The sequence below is a fragment of the Exiguobacterium sp. s146 genome (assembly GCF_018618415.1).
Lineage (GTDB): Bacteria > Bacillota > Bacilli > Exiguobacteriales > Exiguobacteriaceae > Exiguobacterium.
Window position 1 is genome coordinate 1031275 of record NZ_JACSMA010000001.1, and the last position, 14584, is coordinate 1045858.

The window sequence follows — 14584 nt, forward strand, 5'->3', positions numbered from 1 at the left end:
CGGAGCGATTAGATATGATACAATAATGTATAGAAGAATACTGACAGAGAAAGTAGGGATGACTATGGCGATTTTGATTGTGGACGACGAACCGGTCAATACGATGGTTCTCGAACAATTATTGCATCAACATGATTATGAGACGATTTCGGTCTCGAGTGGTGAAGATGCGCTCGCGCTCCTGATGGACCCGCAAGCCCCGTCGCTATACGACCTTGTCCTGCTTGATGTCGAGATGCCAGGCATCTCTGGAATCGAGACGTGCAAACGGATTCGCCAAATGAGCGGCTATGAGGAACTTCCCGTCATCATGGTCTCGGGTCGCACCGAGGAAAAACAGATCGCGGAAGGTCTCGACGCCGAAGCGTCCGACTATACGACGAAACCGATTAAAATCACGGAGCTGCTCGCGCGAATCCGCTCCGCCCTCCGTTACAAAGCGGCCGTCGACGAACGGAAGAAATATGAGGCGCGGCTCCAATACGACCTCGATCTCGCGCAAAAGATTCAACAGAGCGCGTTGACCCCGCCGATTAGTAACGACGAGATTGACGTCCGGGCGCTATATTTGCCGTCCAAAAAATTGGCCGGGGACATGTACGCCTGGTTCCAGGTCGCCCCTGACCGCTACGGGGTCATCATCTTCGATGTGATGGGGCATGGTGTCTCGTCAGCGTTGATCACGATGGGCATTCGCTCGATTTTGCCCGGCCTCGTCAGCAACGTCCAATACCCGGTCGATGTGATGAGTGAGTTGAACCGTCAGATGACGTTCTTGTTCTCAGGAGAGGACATGCAAAGTTATTTCACGGCCGTCTATTGTTATATCGACACGACGAAACGGCAAATCGAGTACGTCAACGCCGGTCACCCGCCGGTCATTGTGACGTCGGACTCGGGTGTGACGCGTCTCGAGACGACCGGTGTTCCGGTCGGCATGTTCGAGGAGCCGAATTTTGAGTCGAACGTCATCGAGATCGAACCGGGTATGACGATGCATATGTATACGGATGGATTGATGGAATGCTACAGCAAAGACATCGATGACGGGATCCGCTGGCTCGAGAAGGACGTCGTTTCTTACGGGCTTGACTACGCGCGTCACGTCGCCGAACAGCTCGTCCCGAAAATCGAGATTGACGATGACCTGTGTCTCGTCACGGTCAAAGTGATGTAAAAAGATGGTGTCGCCGGAACGGGCAACACCATCTTTTTTTAGAAATATCGCTTGCGCCACAAAATGTAAAAGGCGAGGCTTGAGAAACCGATCATCATCGTAATGGCGAACACGAAGCCGATCGGTTGGCCTTCCCACGGCACTTGGACGTTCATCCCGAAGATCCCGGAAATCATTGTCGGGATACTGAGGACGATCGTGATGGAAGCCAAGAACTTCATGACGAAGTTGACGTTGTTCGAGATAATCGAACCAAAGGCGTCCATTTTGATGCTGATGATGTCGTTATAAATCGACGCCATCTCCATCGCCTGGCGGTGCTCGACGAATACGTCCTCGAGCAGTTCCTCGTCTTCCTCGTGCTTCTCGAGACTCGGTGTTTTGACGATGCGGTCAAGGACGCTGTCGTTCGCTTTGAGCGACGTCATGAAGTAAACGAGCGACTTCTGTAAGTTCATCAGTTGAAAGATTTCCTGATTTCGCATCGAACGTTGCAATTCTTGCTCGAGCTCGTCCATGCGCCGATCGATTTGGCGAAGGAAGCGCAAGTACGTCATGCTGACTCGGTGCAAAATCTGAAAGACGAACCGGCTCCGATAGTTCGTCCGGAACAGACGGGCTTTTCCGTTGGCGAACAAATTGAGCACGTCGAGGTCACGCGAACAGACGGTGATGAAATGGCGTCCGGTGACGATAATCCCGAGTGGAATCGTATTATAAGTGCGTCCCGTGTCGTCTTCTTTAACGTAAGGGACGTCGATGATCATGAGGAGACCCTCATCATCTTTTTCAAATCGTGGTTTTTCTTCAATATCAAGCGGGTCATAAACGAAATCTTCAGGAATGCCGGAGGCAGCGATGACTTGATCGGCCTCGTCTTTCGTCGGATTGACGAGTTGAATCCAGCTCCCTTTGTCAAAGTCTTCGATTTCGTCGACACGCCCAGATGCGTCGGTACGGTAAATCGTTAGCATAATGTTCCTCCTACCTTAGCTCAACCTAATTATAGGTAGGCGAATGAGAGAGTGCAATCGGAAAAAGAGGAGTTTTTTTGTTTTTTCTCGAAAACATGCTACAGTGGGTAGGAATGTTAGTAGGATTGAGGTAAAGGAGGGATGGAGTTGTCACAAACGCCCCATAATGCTCTGTTTAACGAAGAAAAGTTGGCGGAGCTCCATCAAATCGCTAGCGGAAATAAAGATTTCTTGAAAAAGATTGCCGAGACATATATCCGTCAATTCGAGGCGAAGTTCCCTGAATTGAGACGTATGGTGACGCAACGGAACCATGAACAAATCGAACAGCTCGCCCACTTGTTGAAAGGGGCCTCTTATTCGGTCGGACTCGATGAGACGGCCGCACGTTACCATCAGCTCGAAGTGGCAGGGGAGACGAACGAGACCGAAAACCTCGAACCGATTCTCGACGACATCGAGGCCGATATGCGACGCTTCGATGAGGAATGGGATGCGCGATTAAATAAATTTTCATAAAAAACGGGATTTCGCCATGAGGCGACGTCCCGTTTTTTTGGTTTAGGCTAAAAATTCGTCGAGGGTGGCAATCAAGATGCCGATCTCCGGCTTCGTGATTTGAGCGTTTGCCCCGACCGCGTCGCCTTTATGTTTCAAATCGTCCGAGATGAGCGACGAGAAGATGACAATCGGCAAGTCGGCGAAACGATCCATGTCGCGGAGTCGTTTCGTCAAATGCAGCCCGTCCATTTGCGGCATCTCGATATCGGTGATGAGCAAGTCACACTGGACGTCGCTTTGTTCGAACGCATCGAGCGCTTCCTTCCCGTTGTTGAAGATGGTCGTGTTGAAATAGCCGGCGTCATCGAGCGTATCGATGATAAGCGTCCGAAGCATCTCCGAGTCCTCGGCGATCCAGACATGTTTGTTCGAGCGCTCCCGGGCACCGAGGCGTTTGACCGACTCGCGGGCCATAATGTCCTTACGGGACAGCTCGAGGGCGATGCGCTCGTAATCGAGGAGGATAATCATTTGGTCGCCGGTCTTGACAACCCCGTTCGTGATACCTTGCATGCCGCGCGCGAGATCGGACGGCGTGTCAATCTGTTCCCAAGAGATGCGTTTAATCTCCGTCACTTGATCGACGCGGAGCACCGATTTCTCTCCGTTGAACTCACAGACAATCAAGCGATCATTGTCCCCGACGTCACGTGGATGTCCGATGACCATCGGTAAATCGATGACGGTCATGACTTCACCGCGGAGCTCGATCAATCCCATGATCGCTTCCGGAGTGCCCGGGAGCGGAGTGAGGGGAAGCATCGTGATAATCTCACGTACCTTCATGACGTTAATCCCGAAAATGAACGGGCCTGACTGGAAAATGACAATCTCTAATTCGTTCGTGCCTGCCTCAAGTAAAATATTATGATCCATGCTCACTGGTGGTCCCTCCTAGTTCACGTACTCTCATCTCTTCTATCGGTCGATTTGATGAACATCTTCAGTTGAAAGTGGCAAAGTCGAGGCGGAATTGACAAAAAATTGACGCGTAACCGTTTACATTACATAAACTGAATCTTTATAGTTGTTCAACCGATTTGATTTTGCATACAATGGGGGTGGCAACGAGATATCAAAGCTTACTCAGGAGGCAGATAGAGATTATGAGTATGAACACGTATCCATATTTAATTAATGGACAATGGCAGGAATCAACAACGAACGAAACAATCGAACTCGTTTCACCTTATACAGATGAAGTCGTCGGGCACGTCCAGGCGATGTCTCGCGACGAAGTCGACGAGGCGATTCACGGCGCGAAAAGCGCACAACAGGAATGGGCGGCGCTTCCGGTCAACAAGCGTGCCGAACTGTTGTACGCTTGGGCAGATAAACTCGAAGAACGTGTCGATGAGATTGGTCAAATCATCATGCGTGAAGTCGGGAAGAACTTGAGCGACGCGAAAAAAGAAGTCGTTCGGACAGCAGAAATCATCCGTTATACGGCTGAAGAAGGTCTTCGTTTCACGGGCGGCTTTATGCAAGGGGACTCATTCCCTGGCGGCTCGAAAAACAAGATGGCAATCATCAAGAAAGAAGCGCTCGGTGTCGTCCTCGCGATTTCACCGTTCAACTACCCGGTCAACTTGGCAGCAGCCAAAATCGCCCCGGCGCTCATCACCGGCAACGCGGTCGTCTTCAAACCGGCGACACAAGGTGCCATCAGTGGTGTGAAGATGGTTGAGGCTCTCCAAGACGCTGGTCTTCCGAGCGGTCTCTTGAACCTCGTCACAGGACGCGGGTCGGTCATCGGTGACTACTTGACGTCGCATCCTGGAATCGACATGATTACGTTCACAGGCGGTACGGGGACGGGTCAACACTTGTCACAACAGGCATCGATGGTACCTGTCGTGCTCGAACTTGGCGGAAAAGACCCGGCGCTCGTCCTCGAAGACGCAGACCTCACGCTTGCGGCTGATCAAATTGTCAGCGGGGCGTTCTCGTATTCAGGACAACGCTGTACGGCTATCAAGCGCGTCTTTGTGCTCGAGCACCAAGCAGACGAACTCGTCGGCATGTTGAAAGAGCGTGTCGAGAAGCTCACGGTCGGTTCACCGGTCGATAACAGCTTCATTGTCCCGCTCATCGACAAGAAATCGGCGGATTACGTCCAAGGCTTGATTGACGATGCCATCAACAAACAAGCGACGGTCGTCCACGGAAACGAGCGCGACGGCAATCTCTTGCACCCGACGCTTCTCGACCATGTCACGCGTGACATGCGTGTCGCCTGGGAAGAGCCGTTCGGACCGGTCTTGCCGGTCATCCGCGTCAACTCGCTCGACGAGATGATTGAACTCACGAACGAGTCTGAGTTCGGTCTTCAAGCGAGCGTGTTCACACAAAACGTGAACAGTGCCTTCACGGTCGCTGACAAGCTTGAAGTCGGTACGGTCCAAGTGAACGGTCGCACGGAACGTGGCCCAGACCACTTCCCGTTCATCGGCGTGAAGCAGTCAGGCCTCGGCGTTCAAGGGATTGGACGCAGCCTCGAGACGATGACACGTGATAAAGTCACCGTCATCAACCTATAAGACATCGGAGAGGAGAAATCCTCTCCTTTTTTTGTGTGATTGAAATCCCTTCTTTCGGACAGGTATAATGAGTGAAGATAGGTGGAAGGGGTTGTGGGGACGTGGCGAACTGGATTTCAAGCCAACTGGCAAGACTCGATATACCGACGCCGTTCGAGGTCGGCAATGTGAACGTCTATGTCGTCGAACATATGAACCGTTTCTTTATGGTCGATTGCGGACCGGACACGGAAGAGGCGTGGACGTCATTGACGACGCAATTGGCCGAGCTCGAACTGACGCTCGCAGATATTGATTTTTTATTTTTGACGCACCATCATGCCGACCATGCGGGACAGGCGTGGCGTCTGCGGGACGCCTCGATTCCCGTCTACGGGCATGAGAAACTCGTTCGCTACTTGGAACAGACCCCGAACTTCATCAAACGGGGCAATCAGTTCTTACACGACTTGGCGCACTGGTTCGGGACACCGGAGGCGATTGTCAACAAACTGCCCGATTATCGGGAGGCGTTGCGCTGGATTGGTCCGACGACCGTCACGATGACGTTCGAGGACGGGCAGGATGTGACGACCGACGGGGCTTGGAAGACGATTCATCTGCCCGGACATGCGAGTGACCAGCTCGGACTGCTCGGTCCGGGAGGCGTGTTGATTGCGGGCGACCATTTGATCGATGCGGTCGAACCGAATCCGCTCATCGAACAACCGTACGAAGGTGAAGGGTTCGCCTCGCCGGTCGTCCTCTATCTCGATTCGTTACGGAAACTGCAAGCGGTCGATTTGAAGCTCGTCGTGAGCGGGCACGGGGAACCGATTCACAAGCCGCTTCCGTTGATTGAGGCCCGGATCAGCCAACGCTATGAGCGGAGCGACTTGCTCCTTAACGACTGGGTCGACGGTTTGAGCGTGTTCGATTGGTCGATGCGCCTGTACGGGCGCAAGATGCGGCGGGCGATGCCGCTCGTCTTCAGTGAAGTGTTCGCCCGTTTGACATTGCTCGAGGAACGGGGGCGTATCGTCAAACAGTTGGCGGACGGAAAATGGATTTATGTGAGAGCGGAGGAAATCGTAGAATGAGACATATTGTCATCACGGGTGCGTCGAGCGGCTTTGGGGCCGCGTTGGCGCATTCTTTTTATGAGTCGGGTGCCCGATTGACGTTGATTGCACGAAATGAGGAGCGATTGCGCGAACTCGGACAGAAATTATCGGCCGATTGGATGGTGGCCGACGTCTGTACCGACTATGGTACGCTCGTGGCACAAGTCGAACGTACATATGGAGCGATTGACGTCTGGGTGAACAATGCCGGGATTGGGGAGTTCGACCGGGTCGTCGATCAAACGACCGACGTCATCGAGGAGACGATGCGCTTGAACGCGACCGCCCCGATGTTGCTGGCACGTGACTGTGCGCGGACGATGCGCCGTGGCAGTACAATCATCAACGTCTGCTCGCAAGCGGCGAAAGTTCCGACCCCGAAATCGGCCGTCTATGCCGGATCGAAGGCGGCGCTGCTCCAGTTCTCGAACGCGCTCCGGTTAGAACTGAAGCCGGCTGGGATTCATGTGTTGACCGTCAATCCGGGACCGATTGCGACGCCGTTCTTTCTGCGGGCCGACAAGAGCGGACGTTACGAGGCGAGCGTGAAATCGATTATGCTCGATCCCGATCGTCTCGCGAAACGCGTCGTCGCGGCGTGTGAGGCATCGAAACGTGAAGTGAATGCCCCGTGGTGGATGGACCTTGGTGCCAAACTGTACGCAATGTGCCCGGTCATGTTCGAACAGCTCGCAAAACGGGGATTTGACAGAAAGTAAATGTGTCAACACAGAGAAAAAGGGGGAGCTATGATGCGCCGATTGAAACAATTTGGCTTGATACTGTCACTCATCTTCCTCGCTGCCTGCGGGACGACGCGCGCCGAAATCGCACCGACGTTCGAACAAGCAGCAGAAGAAGCGAAACAGTCGACGGTCAATTTTTATATGTGGGGAGGCGATGACGGCATCAATCGCTATATTGATGAATATGTCGCGCCCCGTCTGAAAGAGACGTATGACGTGGAGTTGAACCGCGTCCCGATGGACACGGCCGAATTTGTGCGCCAATTGTCGCTCGACAAGCGGGCGAACCGAGAAGAAGGCACCATCGACCTGATGTGGATCAACGGGGACAATTTCCGTAACGCCGCCGAGGCGGACTTGTTGCAGGGCGACCTGCTCGATAAGATCCCGAATGCCGCACTGTTGAACGAGGAAGCGCAAGCGACCGATGCGGGCACTCCGACGAACGGGCTCGAGGTCGCATGGGGCAACGTCCAGTTCGTATTGCATTACGATGCCGACAACGTGAAAAATCCACCGACGACGTTCGACGAATTACATCGTTGGACCGAAGAAAATCCGGGCCGTTTCACGTATCCTGAAGTGACAGACTTCACCGGAAACGCGTTCGTCCGGCATCTGTTGTACGCCGAGTATGGTGCTGCGGCCGGCGATGGTGAGATTCCAGACGAATTCTGGGAGAAGCTTGCGACGTGGTCGCCGCACCTATGGAAACAAGGGTCGACGTATCCGAAATCGCTCGCCCAGCTCGACCAGTTGTATGCCGCGGGTGACGTCTGGATGACGATGGGCTTCAATGAGCGGCGCGCCGAGGCGGAACGCAACGACGGCGTGTTTCCGAACGGGACACGGGCGCTCGTGCTCGAACATTCGATCGCCTCGACACACTTTCTCGCCGTCCCGTTCAACGCGACCAATCCGAACGGTGCACTCGTCGTCATCAACGAGTTACTATCTCCCGAAGCCCAGCTCGCCAAACAAGACGCGACGTACTGGGGAGACGGGACGTCGCTCGATTTGACGAAACTCGATGCGTCAGACCGTGACGCCTTCTTGAAGCTCGATGAAGGGGTCACCTATCCCGACCCGGAACGTCTCGCCGACCGCTCGATTCCCGACTATGGGCCGGCCGTGATTGACGCGATTCGCGAGGAGTGGGAACGTGTCGCGCAGTAGTCTATGGATCAGTCTGTTCGTTCTGGCCTTGCCGTTCACCGGTGTCGCCTTCTTGATTTACGAGACCGTCGGCTTCGACTGGTCTGAGTTGAACGATGCGGCCTGGCGCGCCAGTCTCGCCGTGACGCTGTATGTGACACTCGTCGCGACGGCCGTGTCCCTTGTCATCGGGACATGGCTCGCCCGGTCGGTGTACCGGCGCCGGTCGACATGGCTCGCGTCACTGCTCAGATGGCCGATGTTCGTTCCGCACGTCGCGGCCGCGTATTTATTTTATGTCTTGTTCTCGGGTGGCTTCCCGTTCTATGGGGTGGTGGAGGCGAACGAACGTCACCACCTCGTCGTCATCTTGACGTACGTTTGGAAAGAAGTGCCGTTCGTGTTTTTGATGGTGATCGGGACGTATGCCCAACTGAACCGGGGTTACGTCGACATGGCGAAGACGCTTCAACTGACGCCGTTCGAACAATTTAAAGTGGCCGAATGGCCGTTCCTCGTCAAACCGCTCCTCGACTCGTTTTGGGTGCTCGTCGCGTTCATTTCGTTCGCTTATGAAGTGCCGGCCTTATTGGGGGTCACATTCCCCGAACTGCTCGGGGTGCTCGCGTATGAACGGTTGACGACCGGGCTGTTTTTAAATGCGTTCGAGTCGTACGCCGTTGCGCTCGTCTGGACGCTGTTCATCTTTATCGGTGTCATCGGCTCCTATACGCTGACGGCTAAACGACGACGGCGGATCGAGCGGGGGATGAGACGATGAGTCGATTTCTTACCGCGGGTCTGATTCTGTTCCCGTTCGTCGGGCTGTTTTTGGCGTTCCCGGCCACGTTCAACTGGGATGAGGCGATCGGTAATACGGTCGTTTATGTCCTCGTACTCGGATTCGTCAACGTCTGGCTCGGCATCGGGACGGCATGGTGGCTCATGTTCACTGAATCGAGATGGAAGACTGCAGTCGAATGGTTCACGTTCCTCCCGCTTTTCATCCCGGTCCTAGCGACCATGTTCGGGATGTATATCGCCTTGGCGCAACTCGGTTTGGTTGGCACCCACATCGGCGTCGGGCTCGTGTTACTCGTCACGACGCTGCCGTATTCGATTCGGTTGGCGTATAACGCCATGTACGTGATTGGTCGACCGCTCCTCGAACAGACGTTGACGCTCGCCCCGTGGAGCCGGTTCGGCCTCGTGTTGTTCCCGCTCTTGAAAGAGACGATTCGGACGATCGTCTTGTTCTCGACCGTCATCGTGTTGAGTCAATTCGTGCTCGTCCAATTGATGGGGGCCGGACTCATCCCGACGGTCACGACCCGGCTCTACCAGGCCTATGCTGGCAATGACTTCGCGTTGGCGTTACAAAACACATGGGTGCTCATCCTCGTGCCGGTCCTGCTCTATCTTGGAATCGGTGGATTGTTCGGCATCTGGATTAGATTGGTGAAAGGGCGGTTACAATGAGTTTAGTGTTATCAGGCGTCCACAAACGCTTTAAAGACCGCGACGTGCTACGCGGCATCGATTTAGATATCCCAAGCGGCGAGATTCATGCCCTCGTCGGGGTGAGCGGGTCCGGAAAGTCGACGTTGCTCCGCATCGTCGCCGGTCTTGAGACGCTAGACGCGGGCACGGTGAGGTGGGACGAAACGTCGCTCGACGGAGTGCCGCCTCACTTGCGCCGAATCACGATGCTGTCACAATCCCCACTCTTGTTCCCGCATTTGACGGTCGGCGAGAACGTGACGTTGGCCACGCCGAACCGGTCGCGTCAAGAAGCGGAGACGTGGCTCGCCCGCGTCCGACTGGCAGGTCGCTATGACGCTGAGATTCACGAGCTTTCGGGCGGAGAACAACAACGGGTGAGCTTTGCCCGGGCACTCGCGGCTTCACCGCGGCTCATTCTGCTCGATGAACCGTTCACGAACCTGGATCCCGAACTCAAATACGAGTTGCAGCGCCTGATTCGAGACCTCGTCCGTGAACTCGGGTTGACGGCGTTGCTCGTGACGCATGACCGGGAAGAAGCGATGCTGGTCGCTGACCGGGTGACGTTGCTCGAAGCAGGACATATCCGTGCGAGCGGCACCCCGCAAGCGTTAGGCGAGACGGAATCGACGTTCGGCGATTTTATCAAACTGGGCTCGGATTTGACCGCCTCGATTCACATCGAGGTGACGGACGCCCCGACGGACGATCCGGTCGAGCTCGTCCGGTCGTTCACGCGATTTGGGCATCGTCTCGGAGAGTATCGCCGCACGCACGGAGAATACGTCATCTTGCCGCGTCATGAATCGTTCCGGGACGGTGAAACGTATTATTTACGGAAGAGACAAGGAGGAATTTGATGTTAGACACATACGGTAGCCGGTTCGTTCGTCCCGTCATCGAGCGCGGGGCCGATCGGCTCTTGAAATGGAAGTTCACCCCGAATGAAGTGACCATCCTCGGGGGCATCATCGGCGTTTCAGTCGGCCTGTTCATTTATAACGACATGCTGTGGACGGCCGTCTTGCTTTTGTGGGTGTCGGGTCTGTTCGACGTCCTCGATGGGACGATGGCGCGACGTTCGCAGAAGACGGGCTTCGGGACGGTGCTCGACCTCGTGTTCGATCGGATCGTCGAGATTGCCGTCGTCATCGCGCTCGCCTTACGTCATCCAGAACATATGCCGATCTTTCTGCTGTTGCTCGGTTCGTTCGTCGTGGCGATGACGTTGTTTCTCGCCGTCGGCGCGAGCAGCTCCCGTCGGTCGGAGAAATCATTTTATTATCAACCTGGGATTTTGGAGCGGACGGAATGTTTCCTCTTGTTCACGCTCATGATTTTATTCCCGACGTGGATCGGCGTCATCGCTACGATTTTCCTCGTCCTTGAAGTGGCGACCATTTTGCAGCGCTTGTTCGAAGCGCGGCGGATTTTACGATGAAGCCGCGTCTCGTTCTCGTCGGGCTCGGACATGGACAGCTCGAGATTCTCGAGCAGCTCGACGCGCTCCGGGAACGATATGACGTCCAATACATCGGGGAACGTGAAACGATTTATACGGGTGCGTTCCCGCAAGTGATTGCCGGGGAGATGGAATCGGCAACGACACGGTTGCGACAAGACGTCACGCCGGTCGCCCAACGCCTCGTCGGCCTCGATCCGGATGCCCGAATCGTCGAGACCGACCGCGGACAAGTCGGCTACGACGTTCTCGTGCTCGCGACCGGTGCGAAAAGTCGCGGGATTGGGACGAAGTTAAAGCCGATGACGCCGCATGTCATACATGAGATTAGGGACAGCGGGGCCATCACGATCGTCGGCGGCGGCAAGGCCGGGGTCGAGCTCGCCTTCGCCTGCATCCGGAATCGGCGGCGCGTGACATTGTATGCGCGTCGTCTGTTGCCGGAACTCCCGCGTCGTGTCGCGCAGCGCATGGCACGTCGTCTCGTCCGGAGCGGCGTGACGCTCATCATGTCCCCGTTCCAACCCGGACAAGAGGACGGACTCGTCTTGGATGCGACCGGTGTCGTCGCCGACGACTGGTGGTCAACGGCCGGGCTGGCCGAAGCAACGGCGTTCATCGAGACCGAGGACGATTTGCGGCACCCGGTCTATCGCGACATCTTTGTCACCGGCGATATGGCGGCCCGGTTGAACGGCGGCGTCGATGCCGTCCGTTCGGGGCGGCATGTCGCACGCCTCTTGCTCGGCACACCGCGGCCATTCAAAGCGCGGACGTCGCTCAATATCTTATTGACGACTCCGGGACGGGCGCTCTTGACGTATGGGAAGTGGACGTGGCACGGACGGTTGCCGTACCATTTGAAACGGACGATTGACCGACGTTACATCGAGCGATTCAACTGAATAAAAAAAGACGACCGCGAGGGTCGTCTTTTTCATGCGTTCAACGTATCGAGGAACGAGCGGATTTGCATCTCCGTCTTGGCGTTCGCCGAGTGGAGGTGTTCTTGCTTGACGCCTTCTTTATAGAAGAGAAGCGACGGGATGCCGCGCACTTCTTGGGCGTCCGACAGCTCTGGCAACTCGTCGCGGTCTACGACGTACCAGTTGAACTGTGGGTAGTCTTTGACGAGTTCGTCGACGTACATATCGAGTCGACGGCAGTCCGGGCACCATGACGTCGTGAAGACGACCATGCCTTTATCTTGAATGGCTTCTTGGAATTGCTGATCGGATTGAATCGGTTTCATAAAAATCTCTCCCTTCACGTATATTGTCTAAGTAATCGCAATGGGCGTCAACCGATTGGCATTCTCGGTCGCGCCGCAATATGTGATACACTAATAAAAATAGAACCGCAAGGGATAGGTGATGGTTATGGCGTTACGTCATGCACTACTCGGGTTATTGACCCATCAACCCGCTACCGGCTATGCCTTGAACGCGACGTTCAAAGCGCAAATGATTCATTTTTGGCACGCCCATCATACACAGATTTATCGTGAACTGTTAAAAATGGAAGACGAAGCTCTCGTCTCCTCTGAGCACGTGGCCCAACATGATTTACCGGACAAGAAGATATACTCGATTACCGAGACGGGACGTCAAGAATTGATTGACTGGCTCCGACAACCGACCTCGTACCAACCGAAGATGAAAGACGAGAACTTGCTCCGGGTCAGCCTGTTACAGTTGCTCCCGCTCGACGAGGCGATTCGCTACGTCGAGGAGACGAAAGCGCATCACGAGCAAGTCGCCCATCAAATCCGGGCGTTTCAAGCGGCCCATCAATCTGAGGCCGATACGCTCGGGTATTTACTGACGAGCGAGTATGCGATTCGGATGATGGAAAATTATGCGGGTTGGGCCGATTGGGCCATCGAACAAATGAAACAACGTGATACCGATGCGACCTGACGTTCAGGTCGCATGTTTTGTGTAGGGATGGACCGGCAACCGTGTCAACAGCTCGTCCAGTTCGTCCGAGTCGACGTCGGCCTGATTGGCGACGACCAAGTCGTTCAATTGATCGACCGAAGAGGCACCTGGCAGGACGACGGCACACGTCCGTTTCGCGGCGGCGAGGGCATACGCTTGAATCGGTGTCGGCATCGTCGGCAACACGTCCCGCAACTCGGATGCAGACCATGCCTCGAAACCTTTGTCCGACAAGCGTTCTGACCACGCGGCGGTCAATAGCCCTTTGGCGAGCGGGCCACGCCCGACGATCGGAATGTCGAGGTCGAGCGATTCGATACGACGATCGAGCAACGAATAAGGCGTCATCAAGACGTCCAGCTCACCGTGTTCGAGCCAATAGCGAATGACGTTCGGACGAATCGAGGACAATCCGATTTGTCGGATGACCCCGGTTTGTTTTTGACGGCGCATGAAGGCGATCGTCTCATCGAGGTCGTCCTCGATTGTGCCGCCATGGACGTAATATAAGTCCAAATAGTCGGTCTGGAGACGTTCGAGCGAACCGGCCAGCGCCTGTTCCAAATACGCGGCACTCGGATCCCAGCGCATCCCGTCCTCGGTTCGCACGTTCCCACCCTTGCTCGTCAAGAACAGTTCGTCCCGGCGTCCGGCGAATGTCGAACCGACAAGCCGTTCCACTTCGAAATGATCGTAGACGTCGGCCGTATCAAAATGCCGAATCCCGGCGTCAAAGGCTGCCTCTAAAATTCGACGACCTTCCGCTTCCCCGTGCTTTAAAATCGACATGGTTCCTAACCCTAACTCTGCCATTGATAATTCCTCCTTGTTCCGTCTGACGATATGAATCATAATCACAGTATATAGGAAAAGTGAGGGGTACATACAAATGGAAGAGAAAACGATTGAACGGGAAGTCATTTACGAAGGAAAGATCTTTAACGTCGAGAAACACGTCGTCTCGCTCCCAAACGGAGGCACCTCGGTCCGCGAACTCGTCTACCATAACGGAGCCGTCGCCGTTCTCGTCGTCGATGAAGACGACCGCATCGTCCTCGTCGAACAGTACCGGAAAGCGTTCGAATCGATGTCACTCGAGATTCCGGCCGGAAAACTAGAAGTCGGCGAGGAACCGCTCGCGAGCGCGAAACGCGAACTCGAAGAAGAGACGGGTTATACGGCCGAGACGCTCGAAAAAATCTTCTCATTTTATGGGGCGCCCGGTTTTTGTAGCGAGCGGGTCGACGTCTATGTCGCCCACGGCTTGACGGCCGGTCCGATGAACCTCGATGAGGATGAGTTTTTACAAGTCCAACGTTTCACGTTCGACGAGGCGGTCGACTTGCTGGCGAGTGGACGCATCACGGACGCGAAGACGATTATGGCGATTCAATGGTGGCAATTATCTAAATTGAAATGATTC

At 55.0% G+C, this 14584-nt stretch carries 17 protein-coding genes; 13 read left to right on the top strand and 4 right to left on the bottom strand.

Annotation, left to right across the window (positions count from 1 at the left end):
* Window positions 1–64 precede the first annotated feature (64 nt).
* Window positions 65–1177 (top strand): PP2C family protein-serine/threonine phosphatase, encoded by a 1113-nt coding sequence (locus tag KNP83_RS05325; RefSeq protein WP_214761181.1) that lies wholly within the window; start codon window positions 65–67, stop codon window positions 1175–1177.
* Between the two features lie 38 nt (window positions 1178–1215).
* On the opposite strand, the gene KNP83_RS05330 is transcribed toward KNP83_RS05325, so the two are convergent.
* The gene (locus KNP83_RS05330; protein WP_214761183.1) at window positions 1216–2151 is read right to left on the bottom strand and encodes a magnesium transporter CorA family protein; all 936 of its coding nucleotides are present in this window, start codon (window positions 2149–2151) and stop codon (window positions 1216–1218) included.
* A 141-nt stretch (window positions 2152–2292) separates the two neighbouring features.
* Between KNP83_RS05330 and KNP83_RS05335 the strand changes: the two genes are divergently transcribed.
* Window positions 2293–2670: an Hpt domain-containing protein gene (locus tag KNP83_RS05335; RefSeq protein WP_214761185.1), complete on the top strand. Its 378-nt coding sequence runs from the start codon at window positions 2293–2295 to the stop codon at window positions 2668–2670.
* A 42-nt stretch (window positions 2671–2712) separates the two neighbouring features.
* On the opposite strand, the gene KNP83_RS05340 is transcribed toward KNP83_RS05335, so the two are convergent.
* Entirely contained in the window at window positions 2713–3588 is an 876-nt protein-coding gene (locus KNP83_RS05340) for a chemotaxis protein CheV (RefSeq protein WP_214720440.1), read from the bottom strand.
* A 227-nt stretch (window positions 3589–3815) separates the two neighbouring features.
* Here KNP83_RS05340 and KNP83_RS05345 point away from each other — a divergent pair, with 227 nt between their 5' ends.
* The 9 genes from KNP83_RS05345 to KNP83_RS05385 all read left to right on the top strand — a co-directional run bounded on the left by KNP83_RS05345 (window position 3816) and on the right by KNP83_RS05385 (window position 12126).
* Window positions 3816–5252, top strand: coding sequence for an NADP-dependent glyceraldehyde-3-phosphate dehydrogenase (locus KNP83_RS05345; protein WP_214761675.1), 1437 nt, complete (start codon window positions 3816–3818; stop codon window positions 5250–5252).
* A gap of 101 nt (window positions 5253–5353) precedes the next feature.
* Window positions 5354–6331, top strand: a complete 978-nt coding sequence (locus KNP83_RS05350) for an MBL fold metallo-hydrolase (protein ID WP_214761187.1) — start codon at window positions 5354–5356, stop codon at window positions 6329–6331.
* Complete coding sequence (locus tag KNP83_RS05355) at window positions 6328–7074, top strand: SDR family NAD(P)-dependent oxidoreductase (protein ID WP_214761189.1); 747 nt, start codon at window positions 6328–6330, stop codon at window positions 7072–7074. Before KNP83_RS05350 ends, KNP83_RS05355 begins: the two co-directional genes overlap by 4 nt.
* A gap of 33 nt (window positions 7075–7107) precedes the next feature.
* Window positions 7108–8277: an ABC transporter substrate-binding protein gene (locus KNP83_RS05360; RefSeq protein ID WP_214761191.1), complete on the top strand. Its 1170-nt coding sequence runs from the start codon at window positions 7108–7110 to the stop codon at window positions 8275–8277.
* Window positions 8264–9037: an ABC transporter permease family protein gene (locus KNP83_RS05365; RefSeq protein ID WP_214761194.1), complete on the top strand. Its 774-nt coding sequence runs from the start codon at window positions 8264–8266 to the stop codon at window positions 9035–9037. The genes KNP83_RS05360 and KNP83_RS05365 overlap by 14 nt, the downstream gene beginning before the upstream one ends.
* Window positions 9034–9735, top strand: coding sequence for an ABC transporter permease subunit (locus tag KNP83_RS05370; RefSeq protein WP_214761196.1), 702 nt, complete (start codon window positions 9034–9036; stop codon window positions 9733–9735). The genes KNP83_RS05365 and KNP83_RS05370 overlap by 4 nt, the downstream gene beginning before the upstream one ends.
* Window positions 9732–10619, top strand: a complete 888-nt coding sequence (locus KNP83_RS05375) for an ABC transporter ATP-binding protein (protein ID WP_214761197.1) — start codon at window positions 9732–9734, stop codon at window positions 10617–10619. The genes KNP83_RS05370 and KNP83_RS05375 overlap by 4 nt, the downstream gene beginning before the upstream one ends.
* Window positions 10619–11200 (top strand): CDP-alcohol phosphatidyltransferase family protein, encoded by a 582-nt coding sequence (locus KNP83_RS05380; RefSeq protein ID WP_214761199.1) that lies wholly within the window; start codon window positions 10619–10621, stop codon window positions 11198–11200. Before KNP83_RS05375 ends, KNP83_RS05380 begins: the two co-directional genes overlap by 1 nt.
* A complete protein-coding gene (locus tag KNP83_RS05385) occupies window positions 11197–12126 on the top strand; it encodes an NAD(P)/FAD-dependent oxidoreductase (protein WP_214761201.1) in 930 nt (309 codons plus the stop codon). The genes KNP83_RS05380 and KNP83_RS05385 overlap by 4 nt, the downstream gene beginning before the upstream one ends.
* A gap of 32 nt (window positions 12127–12158) precedes the next feature.
* On the opposite strand, the gene KNP83_RS05390 is transcribed toward KNP83_RS05385, so the two are convergent.
* On the bottom strand, window positions 12159–12473 hold the full coding sequence (locus KNP83_RS05390) for a thioredoxin family protein (protein ID WP_214761203.1): 315 nt from the start codon (window positions 12471–12473) through the stop codon (window positions 12159–12161).
* Window positions 12474–12600: 127 nt separating this feature from the next.
* Here KNP83_RS05390 and KNP83_RS05395 point away from each other — a divergent pair, with 127 nt between their 5' ends.
* Window positions 12601–13140: a PadR family transcriptional regulator gene (locus KNP83_RS05395; RefSeq protein WP_214720426.1), complete on the top strand. Its 540-nt coding sequence runs from the start codon at window positions 12601–12603 to the stop codon at window positions 13138–13140.
* A 3-nt stretch (window positions 13141–13143) separates the two neighbouring features.
* Here the strand turns inward: KNP83_RS05395 and KNP83_RS05400 are convergent, their stop codons facing one another.
* Window positions 13144–13974, bottom strand: coding sequence for an aldo/keto reductase (locus KNP83_RS05400; protein WP_214761205.1), 831 nt, complete (start codon window positions 13972–13974; stop codon window positions 13144–13146).
* 76 nt (window positions 13975–14050) lie between these two features.
* Between KNP83_RS05400 and KNP83_RS05405 the strand changes: the two genes are divergently transcribed.
* Window positions 14051–14581 carry an NUDIX domain-containing protein gene (locus tag KNP83_RS05405; RefSeq protein WP_214761207.1) on the top strand — a complete coding sequence of 177 codons (531 nt, stop codon included), beginning with the start codon at window positions 14051–14053 and terminating at the stop codon, window positions 14579–14581.
* Window positions 14582–14584 lie beyond the last annotated feature (3 nt).

What these genes read in the sequence shown, in the direction of transcription:
- KNP83_RS05380 (WP_214761199.1), top strand. Translation starts at nt 10,619, where the DNA reads ATGTTAGACACATACGGTAGCCGGTTCGTTCGTCCCGTCATCGAGCGC.
- KNP83_RS05325 (WP_214761181.1), top strand. Translation starts at nt 65, where the DNA reads ATGGCGATTTTGATTGTGGACGACGAACCGGTCAATACGATGGTTCTC.
- KNP83_RS05340 (WP_214720440.1), bottom strand. Translation starts at nt 3,588, where the DNA reads ATGGATCATAATATTTTACTTGAGGCAGGCACGAACGAATTAGAGATT.
- KNP83_RS05400 (WP_214761205.1), bottom strand. Translation starts at nt 13,974, where the DNA reads ATGGCAGAGTTAGGGTTAGGAACCATGTCGATTTTAAAGCACGGGGAA.
- KNP83_RS05395 (WP_214720426.1), top strand. Translation starts at nt 12,601, where the DNA reads ATGGCGTTACGTCATGCACTACTCGGGTTATTGACCCATCAACCCGCT.
- KNP83_RS05360 (WP_214761191.1), top strand. Translation starts at nt 7,108, where the DNA reads ATGCGCCGATTGAAACAATTTGGCTTGATACTGTCACTCATCTTCCTC.
- KNP83_RS05330 (WP_214761183.1), bottom strand. Translation starts at nt 2,151, where the DNA reads ATGCTAACGATTTACCGTACCGACGCATCTGGGCGTGTCGACGAAATC.
- KNP83_RS05385 (WP_214761201.1), top strand. Translation starts at nt 11,197, where the DNA reads ATGAAGCCGCGTCTCGTTCTCGTCGGGCTCGGACATGGACAGCTCGAG.
- KNP83_RS05355 (WP_214761189.1), top strand. Translation starts at nt 6,328, where the DNA reads ATGAGACATATTGTCATCACGGGTGCGTCGAGCGGCTTTGGGGCCGCG.
- KNP83_RS05370 (WP_214761196.1), top strand. Translation starts at nt 9,034, where the DNA reads ATGAGTCGATTTCTTACCGCGGGTCTGATTCTGTTCCCGTTCGTCGGG.
- KNP83_RS05390 (WP_214761203.1), bottom strand. Translation starts at nt 12,473, where the DNA reads ATGAAACCGATTCAATCCGATCAGCAATTCCAAGAAGCCATTCAAGAT.
- KNP83_RS05405 (WP_214761207.1), top strand. Translation starts at nt 14,051, where the DNA reads ATGGAAGAGAAAACGATTGAACGGGAAGTCATTTACGAAGGAAAGATC.
- KNP83_RS05335 (WP_214761185.1), top strand. Translation starts at nt 2,293, where the DNA reads ATGGAGTTGTCACAAACGCCCCATAATGCTCTGTTTAACGAAGAAAAG.
- KNP83_RS05375 (WP_214761197.1), top strand. Translation starts at nt 9,732, where the DNA reads ATGAGTTTAGTGTTATCAGGCGTCCACAAACGCTTTAAAGACCGCGAC.